The 15,778-nt window shown below is 50.2% G+C and carries 14 protein-coding genes and 1 riboswitch; of the genes, 12 read left to right on the top strand and 2 right to left on the bottom strand.

Annotated features, from left to right (window positions below; translation table 11 throughout):
- Window positions 1-606 precede the first annotated feature (606 nt).
- The 10 genes from MKY48_RS20550 to MKY48_RS20505 all read left to right on the top strand — a co-directional run bounded on the left by MKY48_RS20550 (window position 607) and on the right by MKY48_RS20505 (window position 11,656).
- Complete coding sequence (locus tag MKY48_RS20550; protein ID WP_339290633.1) at window positions 607-1,767, top strand: ROK family transcriptional regulator; 1,161 nt, start codon at window positions 607-609, stop codon at window positions 1,765-1,767.
- A gap of 28 nt (window positions 1,768-1,795) precedes the next feature.
- Entirely contained in the window at window positions 1,796-2,800 is a 1,005-nt protein-coding gene (locus MKY48_RS20545; RefSeq protein WP_339265940.1) for an asparaginase, read from the top strand.
- Between the two features lie 94 nt (window positions 2,801-2,894).
- Window positions 2,895-4,484, top strand: coding sequence for a glutathione ABC transporter substrate-binding protein (locus MKY48_RS20540; protein ID WP_339265938.1), 1,590 nt, complete (start codon window positions 2,895-2,897; stop codon window positions 4,482-4,484).
- Window positions 4,485-4,598: 114 nt separating this feature from the next.
- Window positions 4,599-5,525, top strand: a complete 927-nt coding sequence (locus tag MKY48_RS20535) for an ABC transporter permease subunit (protein WP_076322007.1) — start codon at window positions 4,599-4,601, stop codon at window positions 5,523-5,525.
- Between the two features lie 12 nt (window positions 5,526-5,537).
- The gene (locus MKY48_RS20530) at window positions 5,538-6,446 is read left to right on the top strand and encodes an ABC transporter permease subunit (protein WP_076322006.1); all 909 of its coding nucleotides are present in this window, start codon (window positions 5,538-5,540) and stop codon (window positions 6,444-6,446) included.
- 15 nt (window positions 6,447-6,461) lie between these two features.
- The gene (locus MKY48_RS20525; protein WP_076322005.1) at window positions 6,462-7,466 is read left to right on the top strand and encodes an ABC transporter ATP-binding protein; all 1,005 of its coding nucleotides are present in this window, start codon (window positions 6,462-6,464) and stop codon (window positions 7,464-7,466) included.
- Complete coding sequence (locus MKY48_RS20520; RefSeq protein WP_076322004.1) at window positions 7,463-8,452, top strand: dipeptide ABC transporter ATP-binding protein; 990 nt, start codon at window positions 7,463-7,465, stop codon at window positions 8,450-8,452. The genes MKY48_RS20525 and MKY48_RS20520 overlap by 4 nt, the downstream gene beginning before the upstream one ends.
- Before the next feature lie 38 nt (window positions 8,453-8,490).
- Entirely contained in the window at window positions 8,491-9,951 is a 1,461-nt protein-coding gene (locus MKY48_RS20515; protein WP_339290631.1) for a leucyl aminopeptidase family protein, read from the top strand.
- A 29-nt stretch (window positions 9,952-9,980) separates the two neighbouring features.
- Window positions 9,981-10,667, top strand: coding sequence for a copper homeostasis protein CutC (locus MKY48_RS20510; protein WP_339290629.1), 687 nt, complete (start codon window positions 9,981-9,983; stop codon window positions 10,665-10,667).
- Between the two features lie 35 nt (window positions 10,668-10,702).
- Window positions 10,703-11,656, top strand: a complete 954-nt coding sequence (locus tag MKY48_RS20505) for an ROK family protein (RefSeq protein WP_339290627.1) — start codon at window positions 10,703-10,705, stop codon at window positions 11,654-11,656.
- A 406-nt stretch (window positions 11,657-12,062) separates the two neighbouring features.
- Here the strand turns inward: MKY48_RS20505 and MKY48_RS20500 are convergent, their stop codons facing one another.
- Window positions 12,063-12,590 (bottom strand): hypothetical protein, encoded by a 528-nt coding sequence (locus tag MKY48_RS20500; RefSeq protein WP_339290625.1) that lies wholly within the window; start codon window positions 12,588-12,590, stop codon window positions 12,063-12,065.
- 358 nt (window positions 12,591-12,948) lie between these two features.
- Window positions 12,949-13,077, top strand: a riboswitch (cyclic di-AMP (ydaO/yuaA leader).
- A 3-nt stretch (window positions 13,078-13,080) separates the two neighbouring features.
- Here MKY48_RS20500 and MKY48_RS20495 point away from each other — a divergent pair.
- The gene (locus tag MKY48_RS20495; RefSeq protein WP_076321999.1) at window positions 13,081-13,557 is read left to right on the top strand and encodes a C40 family peptidase; all 477 of its coding nucleotides are present in this window, start codon (window positions 13,081-13,083) and stop codon (window positions 13,555-13,557) included.
- 229 nt (window positions 13,558-13,786) lie between these two features.
- Here the strand turns inward: MKY48_RS20495 and MKY48_RS20490 are convergent, their stop codons facing one another.
- On the bottom strand, window positions 13,787-15,061 hold the full coding sequence (locus MKY48_RS20490; RefSeq protein WP_339265924.1) for a stalk domain-containing protein: 1,275 nt from the start codon (window positions 15,059-15,061) through the stop codon (window positions 13,787-13,789).
- Window positions 15,062-15,288: 227 nt separating this feature from the next.
- Between MKY48_RS20490 and MKY48_RS20485 the strand changes: the two genes are divergently transcribed.
- Window positions 15,289-15,675, top strand: coding sequence for a 2Fe-2S iron-sulfur cluster-binding protein (locus MKY48_RS20485; RefSeq protein WP_339290622.1), 387 nt, complete (start codon window positions 15,289-15,291; stop codon window positions 15,673-15,675).
- The last annotated feature ends 103 nt before the right edge of the window (window positions 15,676-15,778 follow it).

The raw sequence follows: 15,778 nt of genomic DNA, 5'->3' as shown, positions 1-15,778 counted from the left end.
AAATAAAGGCGGCTAAGATAATTAGTTGGAAAATTGAGCGTTAACCTGCTTCATGATAATCAAAATGCGTGTTCTCTATACATAAGCCATCCGGGATCATTTGAGGGTCACCTCGAATTTATTTCTCGGGTGGTTTAATTCGTTTTAGGCGGATCATGCAGGGAAGCAACTAAAGACCTGGGACAATACCGGAAATATCATAGATTTCCTCCTTTTGAAGCCATCCGAGATGAAGAATGCCCCAATCATTCTTTCCTCAGATGGCTTTATTTATGAGGTGGAATGACGTTGTTATCTACATTTTAAGAGACTTCGTGTTAAGTTTATGTCATGTTGTGCGCGAAGCGCGGTCATCTGTATGTATGTACGAGATTGAATTTCTTTCGCAAAAGATTGAAACACTTACATTTCCAGAAGCAAAAAAATATTAATTTAAATGTGTCATATATATTGACACATTTACAAAACACGTTTTATTATTAATATCACTGGAGAATAAAAATAATAAATTTGATAATAATCACGGTTTTTTGATGATTTCGGATCGTTTTATTTGGAAAAATGATCTAATTAATCTACTGGTGAAATTAAATAGGGGATGTCTTCATGAAAAAGCATGATCAAGACTTTATGAAGCGGCAGAACAGACTCACAGTATTCCAAATCATCAAGAACGAACAGCCGATTTCAAGAGCAGCTATTGCCAAACAGACGGGAATGAGTCCGACAACGGTCAGCCGGATCGTATCGGAGCTGACGGAAGAAGGGTACGTTCACGAAACGGAAGAACAAGCCTCGGCGGGACGCGGAAGAAAGTCTTCCTTAATAAGACTGCTGGATACGGCGGTCATCTCGATTGGCGTTGAGCTCGATCGCCATCAAGCCCATATTGGCTTCATCGATGTTCAGGGAAATGTATTGTGCAGCGGAAGTTTTCCGAGATCGTCGGAGGATACAGCCGAAGCCACGGTGGCTCGAATTGCAGACACCATTGAAGAACTCATCACGGAATGCGATATCGATCGCAGGCGGGTGGTGGGCATTGGCGTTGGACTGCCGGGCATCATCGATGTTGATGCCGGAGTGGTTAATTTCTCGGTACAGCTTGGTTGGAAGAATGTGAGGCTTGCCGAGAGGCTCAAGGAATTAACCGGGCTTCAAGCGGTCGTAGACAATGAGCTGAAGGTAAAGGCGTTGGCAGAGCAGCTTAAAGGCTCGGCATACGGCTCCAACCGGACGGTTCTCCTTGGGTTCGGTAATGGCGTAGGCTCAGCGCTGATCCTGGAAGGGGAGATTTACCGCGGGGTGACCAATAGCGCGGGGGAAATCGGACACACGACCGTTGATCCTGAAGGTATGATGTGTGACTGCGGAAAAGCCGGTTGCCTCCAAACTTATATCAATATACCGTCTTTGTTGTCGGAAGCCAGCAAGATTAAGCCTGTTCGTACGATTGAGGAACTGTTCGCGGAAAGACGGGCTGGAACACGATGGGCGACCTATTTAATCGATAGGGCACTCGCGTATATGGCGATTACGATTAATAACGTCGTCAGCATGTACAATCCGGACAGCGTCATATTGAGTGGTGAGATTCTGGACAAGTTTCCTGAAGTATATGAAGAGATCACCGACCTGTGCTACTCACAGTATATCTGGGAACCGCTTCAGGATTCCTTCACGATTGTCCGCTCCGAGCTTCACGAACATGGGGTCATCATAGGGTCGGGACTTGTCGCACAGGATCGTTATTTTCGATTGAATTAATACAACTGGAGATCGGGGGAGCAAAATCATGGGATTTGTGCCATTGGTAGAGGAATATCGCGGAAACGTACTGGAGAACATTCACTACGGAGCGATCAGCGTTGTAGACGAGAACGGAAAGGTGGTTTATGCAGCGGGTGATCCGCATCATATGACCTTTCTGAGATCGGCGGCTAAACCATTCCAAGCAATACCGGTAATGAAACGCCGGATTGACGAGGTGTACGGACTTACGGGGGAAGAAACGGCCTTGTTTGCCGCTTCCCACCGGGGCGAACGCTTCCACATTGATGCCTTGGAATCTATTTTGAAGAAAACCGGGATTCAGGAAGAAACGCTACACTGCTGCGCAACTTATCCATTGAACGAGGATGCCAAGGCGCAGCGCCATCGAGATCATGAGGACAAGCGGCGGATCTTCCATAACTGCTCGGGTAAGCACAGCGGCTTGATTGCTTTGTGTAAGCATATGGGCTGGGACGAGAGCACGTATTACAAGCCGGAGCATCCGGTTCAGCAAGAGATCATCGAGACGCTGGCTTATTTTGCCGAAGTTCCGGTTTCCTCGATTCCGCAAGGCATTGATGGCTGTGGGCTTCCCATTTTCGCGCTTCCGCTGGACCGTATCGGATACGCTTTCCTTAAGCTGGCCTGCCCGGATTTGATCAAGGACGCGGAGACGGCGGATGCAGCTGCCAGAATGGCAAAGCTGATGAATGAGTATCCGGATATCATTGCAGACACGAAGTTTGTGTGCTCCGCCTTGCTCCGGGACCACAATCTGGCAGCCAAGGGCGGCGCTAAGGGTGTGTATGGCATCGGGCTTCGGAAAGAACGCTTGGCGATCTCGCTTAAAGTATCCGATGGCTCCGAGCAAGTATGGCCTTGCATCATCGCTTCCATCCTGGAGCGTCTCGGCTACAGCGATCAGGCTACGATCGACCGCTTGTATGCGCTTGTTCCGAATGAGATTTTCAACGATGGCGGTACGCTGGTTGGGAAGCGACGCGCGGTGTATGAATGGAATGTTTAAGCTGTGAGGAACTCAAGGCGATCGGCAGGATGTTATATGCTGACGTGGCGAGTGAATCTATAGATATTCACTACATCAAAGGGGGAGTAAAACAATGAGATTCAAAGGTAGAACATGGTCACTGCTCATGCTGCTGCTCGCATTTACGATTGTTGCGGCAGGCTGCGGCGGAAACAGCGGAAGCGGCAAAGGGGCAAGTGAAGGCGGCGGCGAGAGTAAGCCGGTGACAAAAGATAACAAAGATGTTGTCATTGCGATTAACGCCAACTTCATTACGCTTGACCCTCACAATGCCGGAGACACGCACTCCATTTCCGGTGCACGCACGATGTACGAAGGTTTGATGGGCTTCAACGAGAAGATGGAACTTGTTCCTGTGCTGGCTGAAGACTACAAGATCAGCGAAGACGGCCTGACCTACACATTCAATCTGCGCCAGAACGTAAAGTTCCATGATGGAACAGATTTCAATGCAGAAGCTGTAAAAGTCAACCTGGATCGCATCATGGATGAAAAGAACAATCTTAGAATGCGTAAAAGCTTCTCTACCGTCGCCGATGTTAAAACTCCGGATGACCACACGGTTGTCATCACCCTTAGCCAACCGTACAACGCTTTCTTGAACAAAACCGCGATGGCGCTGATGATCAGCCCGAAAGCGCTCAAGGAAAGTGCTGACATCACGAAGAATCCTGTTGGTACGGCGGCATACAAGTTCAAGGAATGGATTCAAGGTGACCGCCTTGTTGTTGTAAAGAATGAAGATTACTGGCAAGAAGGTCTTCCGAAGGTAGACAGCATTACGTTCAAACCGGTACCGGAGAACGGTTCCCGGATCGCGATGCTGAAGACGGGCGAAGCGGATTTCATCTATCCAATGCCTACCGAGCAAGTCTCTGAAGTAGAAGGCGATTCCAATATCGTCATTGATAAGACCGATTCCACCATCGTTCGTTATATTACGCTTAACACCATGAAGAAACCTTATGACGATCTGAAGGTTCGTCAAGCCATCAACTATGCTATCGATAAAGATGCTTACATTAAAGTAGTTAAATCCGGACTGGGCTCGAAGCTGAACTCTTCCATGTCCTCCATGACGCAGTATTACGCTGAGCAATCCGGTTATGAGTATGACCCGGAGAAAGCCAAATCCCTCTTGGCGGAAGCAGGCTATCCAGATGGATTCGAAGCTGAGATCTGGGGAGAAAACGATTCCGAAACGGTAAAAGGCATGCAGTTCATTCAGCAGCAGCTGGCGCTTGTCGGAATCAAAGTTGAACCGAAATCGATGGAGGGTGCTACCCTGTCCGATCAGATTAACTCGGCTACGCCGGAAAACGCAAAAATTCAAATGTGGTATGTAAGCTGGTCCCCTTCGTCAGGTGATGCTGACGGTGCGACAAAGGGTCTGTTCAGCAGTGAATTCTTCCCGCCAGCTGGTTCCAATACAGCATACTACAAGAACGACAATGTAGATCAATGGATCAAGGATGCTAACGCATCCGTAAAAGCTGAAGATGCAAAAGAAATCTATGCAAACATCCAAAAACAAATCTGGGAAGACGCTCCTTGGGCATTCCTCGGGGTCGATCAGGTCATCACCGGCAAGAGAGCTTATCTTGAAGGCGTTAAAGCTCTTCCGGACGGATCGATCAGCGTGATCAACGCAGAAGTCAAATAATCAGGCAGCGAAGAGCTTGCTAAACGTATACCTTGTGGTGGGCCGCCTCTTGAATCAATAAGGAAGCGGCCCATCGTATTTTAAAAGCTGGCATGTTGAAAGGAGGCACATCCTTTGGGAAGATATGCAATTCAGAGGCTGCTGGGTGTTATCCCGCTGTTGTTCGTTGTATCTATTCTTGTATTTATGTTCATTCACCTTATTCCTGGAGATCCGGCACGACTTGTTGCAGGTAAGGATGCCACCCTTGAGGAGATCAACGGGATTCGAGAGCAGCTAGGCTTAAACTTGCCGCTATGGCAGCAGTATGTGAACTACATGGGTGATCTGTTGAAGGGTGACTTGGGTGTATCCGTTACTTCCGGTTTGCCGGTGACGGACATGTTGGAAAGCCGCTTTTTCCCGACGATTGTCCTGACCTTTACCAGCCTTGGCTGGGCACTGGTCATTGGTCTGATCATTGGTATCGTATCTGCCGTCAACCGCGGAAAATGGCCGGACTATATCGGGATGTTGACGGCGATATCCGGTATTTCCCTGCCAGGTTTCTGGCTTGGTCTTGTACTTATTCAAATTTTCTCTGTCGAGCTGGGCTGGTTCCCGACAGGCGGTGTCGACAGCTGGCAGTCCTACATTCTGCCTTCCTTTACGCTGGGGGCCGGGATTATGTCCATGCTGGCAAGATACTCCCGTACGTCGATGCTCGAGACGATGCGTGAGGATTATGTCCGGACGGGACGCGCGAAGGGTCTGCGGGAATTCGTCGTTGTTGGCAGACACGCGCTGCGCAACTCCCTGATTCAGGTCGTAACCGTTGCGGGGCTGCAGTTCGGATTTTTGCTGGGCGGCTCGGTTATGGTTGAGACGGTATTCAGTATTCCCGGCATGGGGCGTCTCTTGGTAGACTCGATTGCGTTCCGGGATTATACCGTCATTCAAGCGCTATTACTGCTGTTTGCAGCCGAATTTATTCTGATTAACCTGATTGTCGATTTATTGTACGGTGTACTGAATCCAAAAATCCGGTATGCATCGAAATAGGAGGGGGAACCCATGAGCGACAATTCAACAGTGACGGTCAATTCCTCCGTACCGGAGGATACGCTTGCGAAGAGTCAGGCAACTGGCAAATTTAAAGCGTTCACGTCTAAATTCATGAAGCAAAAGCTTGCTGTTATATCAAGCGGATTTATCTTGTTACTACTAGTGCTGGCGGTGATCGGTCCGCAAATCGTTCCGTATCCTCCGAATGAGCCGAACTATGATGCGATGATGCAAGGCCCGTCGGCTGCCCATTGGGCAGGTACGGATGAGTACGGTCGCGATATTCTGAGCCGCTTGATTGACGGAACAAGGTTGACCATGGCGGTCAGTTTAAGCGCTGTATTTATATCCGCGGTTCTCGGTACGATTCTCGGCCTGATCAGCGGCTACTATGGCGGCTGGATCGACCGTCTCATTATGCGGGGAAGTGACGTCATGTTCTCATTTCCTGACCTGCTGCTTGCCATCGGAATCGTAGCGATTCTGGGGCCGGGCTTATCCAATGTGGTGATCGCGGTGGCGGTCTTCGGGACGCCGTCGTTTGCCAGAATCATCCGAAGCGTGACACTCTCCGCGAAGGAGTCTTTATATGTAGAGGCAGCACGGTCCATGGGCGCCAAACATAACCGGATTATATGGAAGCATATTTTTCCTGAGACGGTTCCCAGCATCATTGTCAACGTATCGATGAGAATCGGCGGCGCCATTCTGGCTGCTTCTTCGTTAAGCTTCCTCGGACTCGGTGCCAAGCCGACGGAACCGGACTGGGGCGCCATGCTTAGCATGGGGCGCGATTACTTGAGTATTGCACCGCATATCGTGTACTACCCGGGACTTCTGATATTCCTGACCGTGCTTGCATTTAACCTGATCGGTGACGGACTGAATGATGCCCTTGATCCGAAAACGAAAAACTAATAGGGGGGATAGATCGTGACGCAAACATTGCTTGAAGTAAAAGGCCTCAAAACCGAGTTCAAACGCGATGGCTCATCGGTGCTTGCCGTAGCAGGGGTCGATTTTCACATCAATAAAGGCGAAGTGCTTGGACTCGTGGGTGAATCCGGATGCGGCAAAAGCGTGACCTCCCTGTCCATCATGAGGCTCCTTAAAGATACGCCCGGCAGAATATCCGGGGGCTCGGTAAGCTTTGAGGGTAAGGATCTCGTACAAATGTCGGAAAAAGAAATGCGCCGCTATCGTGGAAACGAGCTGGCCATGATCTTCCAAGAGCCGATGACATCGCTGAATCCCGTCCTTCGTATCGGGAAACAGCTGGAGGAATCCATCATGCTCCACTTGGGCTATAGCCGAAAGAAAGCGCGGCAGCATGCCATCGACTCGCTCAAACTCGTGGGTATTCCGCGGGCTGATGAAGTTGTGGATGACTATCCGCACCAATTGTCCGGCGGTATGCGACAGCGGGTCATGATTGCGATGGCGATGTCCTGCAATCCGAAGCTGCTGATTGCCGACGAGCCGACCACCGCCCTTGACGTCACGATTCAGGCTCAGATCTTGGATCTGATGAATCGACTGAAGACCGAGCAGGAAATGGGCATGCTGCTTATTACCCATGATCTTGGCGTCGTGGCCGAAATGTGCGACCGGGTGGTTGTCATGTACGCAGGCAGAGTCGTGGAAGAGGCGACGGTTGAAGAGCTGTTCGAGAACCCTCAGCATCCGTACACCAAAGGACTCATTCATTCAGTGCCCAAGCTTAGACAAAAGGTGCGCCGTTTGGAATCCATTCCAGGGAATGTGCCGGATCTGCGGAACATGCCGAAAGGCTGCAAGTTTGCCCCACGGTGTCCGTTCGTAATGGAGCAGTGCCTCTCCCAGGAGCCGGAGCTTCTCCCTGTCGCACATGAAGAACATCGCAAGAGCCGCTGCTGGCTGACACAGGAAGGTCACTCGAAGGGAGGAGAAACCGCATGAAAGAAACACCTCTATTAGAAGTAAAGAATTTGCAGAAATCGTTCACGGTGAAAAAAGGATTCTTCGGTACGTCCAAGCAGCTTCGTGCCGTGGATGGAATCTCCTTCGCGATCCATAAGGGCGAGACCTTCAGTCTGGTTGGCGAAAGCGGCTGCGGCAAATCGACGACAGGCCGCTTGGTGACCCGTCTGCTGGCGCCAAATAGCGGCGAGGTCCTGTTTAACGGAACGGATATTAGCGGATACAATGAGAATCAGATGCGCCCGCTGCGCAAAGACATGCAGATGGTCTTCCAGGATCCATACGCTTCCCTAAATCCAAGAATGAAGGTCAAAGAACTGGTCGCAGAACCCTTGCTCATTCATACCAAGCTGAGCACCAAAGAGCGGGACAAACTGGCTTGCGAGCTGCTGGAAACGGTCGGATTGAACAGCTTCCACGCCGAACGCTTTGCCCATGAGTTCAGCGGCGGTCAGCGGCAGCGGATCGGCATTGCCAGAGCGCTGTCCGTGCGTCCGAATCTGATCGTAGCCGACGAACCAGTATCTGCACTGGATGTTTCCATCCAATCGCAGGTGTTGAACCTGCTGCAGGATCTTCAGGAGGAGTACGGCCTGACTTATCTGTTCATCTCCCATGATCTCAGCGTGGTTGAGCATATCAGTGATCGGATTGGTGTCATGTATCTGGGCGCGCTCGTGGAGACGGCCGATAAAGATACGCTGTACGACCGCCCACTGCACCCTTATACTCAAGCCCTGCTGTCCTCGGTACCTGTTCCGGATCCGAAGCAGAAGAAGGAACGGATCATTCTGAAGGGAGATCTGCCGAGTCCGGTGAATCCGCCGACAGGCTGCCGCTTCCATACACGCTGTCCATCCTGTATGGAAGTGTGCAAGCAGATTACGCCGGTTTATCGTGAGGTGGAGCCGGGCCATCAGGTGGCATGCCATTTATATGACGAAGAAATCATGAAAAATGCTTAACAGCGTTGATTCTCTTATATAGGAGGGAAGGCCTCGATATGAATATCACAATAGATGAAGCTTCATTGGCAGATACTTCGATTTATGTGGTTTATGAGGGCGAGGAGTCTCATTTTCGTTTAACGGAATCTCGAAAGCATAGCATGAAGCTGACTTGGTTCTATGGCCGCTCTGATCAAGAAGCGGACGATCTCGTAGTTGGAATGGGGCAACGCTCGAATCTTACGTTGGAGCAAATGCGCAGAACAGGCGCATCCGCTGCGAGAGCACTGCTCAAGGAAAACAAATCAAGCGCAGTACTGATCCGAGCTTCAGCCCGTGATGGTGGGGCTGCTTCCCGGATATCTATAGAGGAAGAACTCCAGGCGTGGGTTGAAGGCTGGATGTATGGATTGTATCAATTCAATAAGCATCGTGGAGTTACGGCCAATCTGCAAGTTCTGTCCCTAAATCTTCGACAGGAAGATTGGCAGGGGCTTTCCCGTGAAGAGATGGAAGCCATCATCCAGACGGCAGAAATCCGAATCGTAGGGACACAGCTCACCCGAGACCTGGTGAATGAATCACCGGAAACGCTAAATCCGGAGGCGTTTGTTGCGGTTGTCGAGGATCGTTTCAAGAAGGCACCCGTTCAGCTTCATGCGTATCGCGGACAAGAGCTCCATGATCGGCAGATGAACGGTCTGATCGCTGTGGGTGCTGGCAGCAAATACGAGCCTGCCATGATTGAGATTTCCTATAATGGGGTGGATTCCGAGAAGGAAAGTCCTCATATTGTGCTCATTGGCAAAGGCGTAACCTTTGATATGGGCGGGATGAACGTCAAAATCGGCCGAGACATCAGCGATGCTCGTATGGATATGGGAGGCGCTGCAGCCGTCGTGGGTGCCATGGATATTCTGGTATCGCAAAAAGCTCCGGTACGCGTAACGGCTCTTATAGCCGTTGCGGATAATTTATCGGGACCGGATGCAATGCTTCCTTCTTCCGTTGTTCATTATCCGAATGGTTTAAGCGTTCAGGTAGCGAATACGGATGGGGAGGGGAGATTGATCATTGCGGATGCGCTGCTGCATGCAGCGAAACTTGGCGCAGATAAGGTGATTGATATCGCAACCCTTACCGGTAATGTCGGAGCCGCACTGGGCTTGGAGATTGCGGGCATCTGGGGCGATCAACAGATTACGGCCGATTTGGTTGAGATCGGTGAGCGTAACGGAGAGCGCCTATGGCCTATGCCGCTGATGGACGAGTACGAATCGGATCTCAGAAGCGATTATGCCGATCTGAAAAATGTGGGTACGTCAACTTTGGCAGGCGCTATAACGGCTGCGCTGTTTATCCGTCATTTTGTGGCGGATTCCATGAAATGGGTGCACATCGATATGGCGGGCACGGTCCAGTATAAAAGGGAATTCCCCCACTCCGCAGCGGGGGCTACCGGCTATGGTGCAAGATTGCTCGCCGATTATGTGGAGAAGCAGTTTCTCCATGCATAAAGAATCAACTTCAGTAAGGAGTGACGACGATGCTGCTTGAAATAATCGCAACATGCGTGGATGATGCCATCACAGCAGAGAAGAATGGCGCGGACCGTCTGGAATTGATCACAGCGATAACCGAAGGCGGGCTTACGCCGGGAATCGGGCTTGTTGAAGAGGTTGTGAAAGCCGTTCAGATTCCTGTACATGTCATGGTCAGACCTCATAGCAGATCCTTTGTGTACAACGAACATGATATAGCTACCATGATGGCGGAGGTTAAGGCGATCCGCAAGGCAGGTGCAGCTGGCGTTGTGCTTGGCATGCTGACTCCGGAAGGGAAGATTGACGAGGACTCCTTGGTCAAAATGCTGGAATGGACAGGAGATATGCAAGTGACGTTCCACCGGGCTTTTGATGAACTGGAGGATCAGTTCGAAGGACTGCGTACATTGCAGAAATACCCGTCGGTTACCCGTGTCCTAACGTCAGGAGGGCCGCAGCCTGCACCGCAGGCCATCCCGAGAATTCGGGAGCTTGTAGAACAAACGGCAGGCAGTGAACTTAAAATATTGGCCGGCAATGGTCTGAAGTGGGAAATCATACACGATTTTATCGACCGGACCGGTGTGAGCGAGGTCCATTTCGGCTCAGCTGTTCGGTACGGTCGATCAGGGCTGAAGCCCATCGATCCGGTCGAGCTGCGATCGCTGGCTGAGAGCATACATCAATAGAAGTAGCAAACCTATCGGAAACAGGTGAACAAAAATTGCAAACCGTATGGAATAAACAGCAAGAATTTGTGGTTGGCGTTGACCTTGGGGGTACGAAGATCGCGGCAGCGCTCTTTGATTCCGAAGGACAGCTGCTGAACCGGGAGCAAATGGAGACAGCGGGTGCGCGTACGGCTGAAGAAGTGGTCGCGAGAATTACGAACATGATCCGCAGCGTGTCGGACGGCCACCCTCTTCGAGGCGTAGGGATGGCTTCACCCGGAACAGTTAACAGTAGGGAGGGGATTGTCATTCATGGTACGAATCTGCCGGAATGGACGAATGTCCCCCTCAAAGCCTGGATGGAACGTGATCTGCATACGGAAGTACAGGTGCTGAATGATGCCAATGCAGCCGCATGGGGAGAGTATGTAAGAGGTGCCGGAAGAGGGTCGACGAACATGGTGTACGTGACGCTAAGCACCGGCATCGGCTCAGGGATCGTGCTGGATGGGAAGCTGTTCCTGGGCAGCAGTTCATTTGCTGGGGAACTGGGACATCATATCATTGATCCGAACGGTCCGCAGTGCAATTGCGGGAGCCACGGCTGCTGGGAGGTATTTGCTTCAGGAACGGCCATCGGCCAGGCAGCATCCGAGCGGATGCTCACCCAGCCCAGCGTAATTTCTGAACTGGCCGCAGCCGAGGCGGGAGTGAACGCCAAGCATGTGTTTGAGGCAAAACGTCTTCATGATCCCGTCGCAGTAGAGGTCATCGATCGAGCCATCTACTATATGGCGCTAGGACTGGTTAACGTCATTCACAGCTTCAACCCCGATCGCATCGTGATTGGAGGGGGAGTAAGCAGAGCAGGCGATCTTTTATTCCCACAGCTGCGGGAAATGACAGATAAGCTGGTCATGCCATCCTATTTAGGCACGTACGAGATCGTTCCTGCAGGACTTCGGGACGATGTTGGTCTGGTTGGAGCTGCGGCCTTGTTCCAGTAGCATAGGTGTAAAATAGGTGTAAAGAGAACGTTACGGATAGGATAAAGGATGGAATAGAGGTTAGATAAAAAGCGTTCGGATCGGCGACGTAGTTTCATGTTAACCGAGCTTAAGCGAATTAGACAAAAGCCGCCCTTCAGGGGGCGGCTTTCCACTTATTCATAGAGAGCGGGAAACGGAGCGATCATTTTTTTCATTATAAGTCCGTAACATGTGACAAGTGATAGGCGTGAACCGTAAGCCGTCATCCGTTTTCACTGAAGGCGATTTTTGGTTTCCTGGTTAGGTTTGTTTGTATCCGACAAACAATAAGCGGTTGCTCACACTTTCCCGCGATGCCGGCGGAAACCGCCGGCTCCAAACCCGCACGTGGGATGACCTGCAGGCTTGGAGCCGGCGGCTGCCGCTATTCCATGTACTTGGATGCGTCAAACGTAATCATGGACGTATGATTGGCATGTTCAATCAGTGAAGAAAGCTTGGTTACTTCGCGTTCCTTCTTGCGCGCTTGCGCCTGATAAGATTCCGGATCATATAAAGCGACGTTGAACAGCGTTACGGCACCATCTCCGCTACCACGGCTGCTCTGCCGCTCCAGCTTCTTGCGGGAGCCGAGATGAGCAAGTTGTCCGATATCGCTGCGGATCTGTTGGGCCAGCTCGATCGCTTCCATGATGGTCATGTCGGAGCCGTTCCAGCTAATGGTTTGCGTTGTATTGGAGATTGCCATCAGCAAATCCAGCTTTCTGTAATCCGCAGCGGCGGCCTCGATTTCTTCCGTAATGGCATCCACACTGCGTGCAGGATATTCCGCCGTTTCCCCTTTTTCAATGATTGTGCTGCTGTTGTTCAAGCGTTCCGACATCAATTGATTCATGAGACGGTTGATTGCTGCCCGGACTGCCAAAGCTTCAGCCATCGTGATTTGACTCATAGGGCGCTCCGGTTTGATGCTATCCGCTCTGTTGTCCGTCCGTTTCCGGAATGAATAGGTAGGGTAGAAACGGACTCCCAAAGGATCGGCTATCCTCAAACCTCCGCTGGGTGGCTAAAACTCCCAAGTTCAAAAGATAAAAGATTAACAGCTTAAGAGAACAGAATAAGAGAGTAACAAGCAATTTGAGAAGGAAAGCAGAGTTACATAATTGTCATGACTGTGTGAGATGGTTAACAAATAGTCGGCCGGAATTAACCATCTTTACGACAGCTCCAAACATAAAACGATAGATTTTTAGGATATGATTGACAGCATCCTTGCTTGTATACTATATTAAGAGAAGGTTACAAAACGTTAATGAATTTTGCCGAATTTCGTTTGAAAACGGGGGAACCGTCTTGGGTGAATTACTCTTGTATAGAGAGTATAGGGAACCTTCAACCGAACCCTTAGCTAACTCCGTAGGCATCGAAGGAGAGAACATATTTTGAAGAAGTTTGTCATCACTTTGCTAGGGTCTGCAATTATTTTTTCTTCTGGTGCCGTATCAGCATTTGCTGATCAACAACCGAATTTTCAGTATCAAGTGAAGCAATTGGTAGGAACGCCATACAAATGGGGCGGAACGACCACTAGCGGGTTTGATTGCTCCGGATTTATTCTGTACATGTTTAGAAATTTCGATATGGATCTTCCACGCACTTCCCAAAGCCAGGCTCAAGCCGGTGAACATGTGGATCGCGAAGATCTGCGGGTTGGAGATTTGGTATTCTTCAATACAAGCGGCAGCGGAATTTCTCATGCAGGCGTTTACATTGGTGACGGACAATTTGCGCATGCTTCCAGCAGCAAGGGAGTCAGAATCAGCAAGCTTAGCGATTCATATTACGAGCCACGTTATGTCACGGCACGTCGTGTGTTGAGTCAAGAAAATTATGCGAGGCTGGTAGGAAGCGCAAGCTAATTGGATTACATTGCAGTTTAGGGTTCAATACATAACCAGAAAGCCTGACAAAGGGTTGTCCTTGTCAGGCTTTCTTTTTTTTAGATATCAGAAAGTATAAACTTCGAAGCTTGTGACTTCCTGATATCGCAAGAAAAACGTCTACTAACTGTGGTCTGTCATCTGTGAAAGTAGCGTCGATAGAAGTTTTTCTTACTATAAGTCTGTCAATCCCACAGGGGTTGTTCGGTTACTCCTTAACAACAGAGGCATTCACAGCTGCTTCCATCCCGTTATTATAGAGACGGAACAGGCCAAGACGCCAGAAAGCAGCGCCTTTCAGATCATAGCGTTTGGCCAAACCGAGCTTATCGTCTACGGAAGTGGCTGTTTCGCTGCTTAAGCTGATGCCGAGCAAAAGCTTCTGCTTCGGGACACCTGCTTGGAGTGCCAACTGGATCGCTTGGTCCACCAGACTGTTTGGTTCGGGAACCTGAGATTTGGTTCCGACCGGATTGTACTGATAAGCCATAACGATGAGATCATCGGCGATGGAAGCAAGCGTTTTGTAATCATAGCCTTTATAGGCGCTGTTCAATGGCGGCACCGCTAAGGACAGAGCAATGTCATGCGGCAATGCTGCCTTTAATTGCTTGACATAATCATTGAGCAGCTTCTGCTGGTTTACGACATCCAGTTTAAAACCGAGCCCTTCAAAATCAAGTACAACGCCGCCGAAGCCGTTCTCCGTTACCGCGGCTGTGATGCCTTCAATGGACTTTTGGCGCAGGCTGCTATCGCTCAGTACTTTGGTTAATTCGCCGTTTCCATCCAAGGCGTAGACCATGAGGTATGGTTTAATCTTCTGGTCCGCAGCATCTGCTACCATCGATTGCGGCGTAACGTCACCGGCCGCAGCGGGCAGGCGGTACTCGTCGCCTTGAAGCGTGAACTGACCCTCACGATCGATGCGGCTCCATCCAAAGGCGACTGAATTCATAGATGCAACAAGATCCCGTTCTTGGAAAGATTGCAATGCATAGAAGGCTCTCAAATGCATCTCGCGCTGCGGCGATACAAGGGAGACCGTGCGAGTTGCCTGATTCCAGCCCACATCGACACCGAATTGGCTGCTGAACGAGCTAAGCGGGATCAGTACACGGCCTTCCCGTTGAACCGGCGGGGCCGCAAGCTTCACTTGTTTTCCATTGACCGTTGCTGTCGTGCTTCCCACCTGAAGTAACACTTCAGTCGATTGGCCTTTCACACTGCCGATGGCCTTTACGGTTTGCGTCTTGCTATTCCAAGTGATTTGAATGCCCAGCGCTTCACCGACCGTCCGGAATGGAACGTAGGTGACCCCTTTGTCTACCCGCGGAGCCGCATCGAAGGTTAGCGTAACATCATCCAGCTTTACCGATATGGCAGGCTCAGCATATACCTGACCAACATGGGGTGCGGTGCCGAGCAAGGATAAGGCAAGAACGGCAGCGACAGCTGTTTTTCCTATTTGTTTATGCAGCATGCTTTGGTATTTCCTCCGATCCATTAAATAATAGAATGATTTCATAGAATATGGAATTAGGTCTAGCATACGCTAGTATAGCAAAATTTTCATAGAGTTCCAATTCCATGATGTCAATGTCATAGAATAGATAAGAGTAAGCATGTTGATTTTTTAAACTTTCCGGTATAATAAATGAAGGATTTTATACATAACCTGATGATTACATGCATAGGGGGATAACGCGCGTGTTTAAATTCTGGAAAAACAAAAAGGGCAGGAATAGCGAAGCCAACAACTCGCCCATCCCGGAAGAGATGATCGAAGCCGTACCGGATCGGATCATTGAACTATCAGGTCGCGAGGTTCGCCGCAGTGTGGCGCCTGTTCTTGGCATGACGGTGCTTGATCTGGCCGAACGGAATGACGTGGACTGGAACTCTTTTTGCAAAAGAGGAACTTGTGCGCGCTGCCGCTGCATGGTGGCGGAGGGAATCGAGTATTTGTCCGAGCCCAATCTGGCCGAAGAACAACGCTTGGATCCTGAGGAGATCGAAGAAGGATATCGTCTGGGATGCCAGAGCAAGATCGAAGCGGTCGGTCCCATCAAAATCAAGCATTCCCCATACTTTTGACGACATAGAAGACGGATGCCGTCCATATTTAAAAAATCAGGCAGCCGTACAATGGACATAATCCCTTTCAAGTAGACAGTGCGAAGAAAGAGCACATCCGTTT

The sequence above is a fragment of the Paenibacillus sp. FSL W8-0187 genome (assembly GCF_037969755.1).
Lineage (GTDB): Bacteria > Bacillota > Bacilli > Paenibacillales > Paenibacillaceae > Paenibacillus_AQ.
The sequence above is the reverse complement of the archived record's forward strand: the minus strand, read 5'-3'. Positions and strand labels throughout refer to the sequence as shown.

Bases quoted from the DNA above. Each gene is read 5' to 3' on its own strand.
- MKY48_RS20540 (WP_339265938.1), top strand. From the start codon at position 2,895: ATGAGATTCAAAGGTAGAACATGGTCACTGCTCATGCTGCTGCTCGCA.
- MKY48_RS20545 (WP_339265940.1), top strand. From the start codon at position 1,796: ATGGGATTTGTGCCATTGGTAGAGGAATATCGCGGAAACGTACTGGAG.
- MKY48_RS20510 (WP_339290629.1), top strand. From the start codon at position 9,981: ATGCTGCTTGAAATAATCGCAACATGCGTGGATGATGCCATCACAGCA.
- MKY48_RS20490 (WP_339265924.1), bottom strand. From the start codon at position 15,061: ATGCTGCATAAACAAATAGGAAAAACAGCTGTCGCTGCCGTTCTTGCC.
- MKY48_RS20550 (WP_339290633.1), top strand. From the start codon at position 607: ATGAAAAAGCATGATCAAGACTTTATGAAGCGGCAGAACAGACTCACA.
- MKY48_RS20530 (WP_076322006.1), top strand. From the start codon at position 5,538: ATGAGCGACAATTCAACAGTGACGGTCAATTCCTCCGTACCGGAGGAT.
- MKY48_RS20520 (WP_076322004.1), top strand. From the start codon at position 7,463: ATGAAAGAAACACCTCTATTAGAAGTAAAGAATTTGCAGAAATCGTTC.
- MKY48_RS20500 (WP_339290625.1), bottom strand. From the start codon at position 12,590: ATGAGTCAAATCACGATGGCTGAAGCTTTGGCAGTCCGGGCAGCAATC.
- MKY48_RS20515 (WP_339290631.1), top strand. From the start codon at position 8,491: ATGAATATCACAATAGATGAAGCTTCATTGGCAGATACTTCGATTTAT.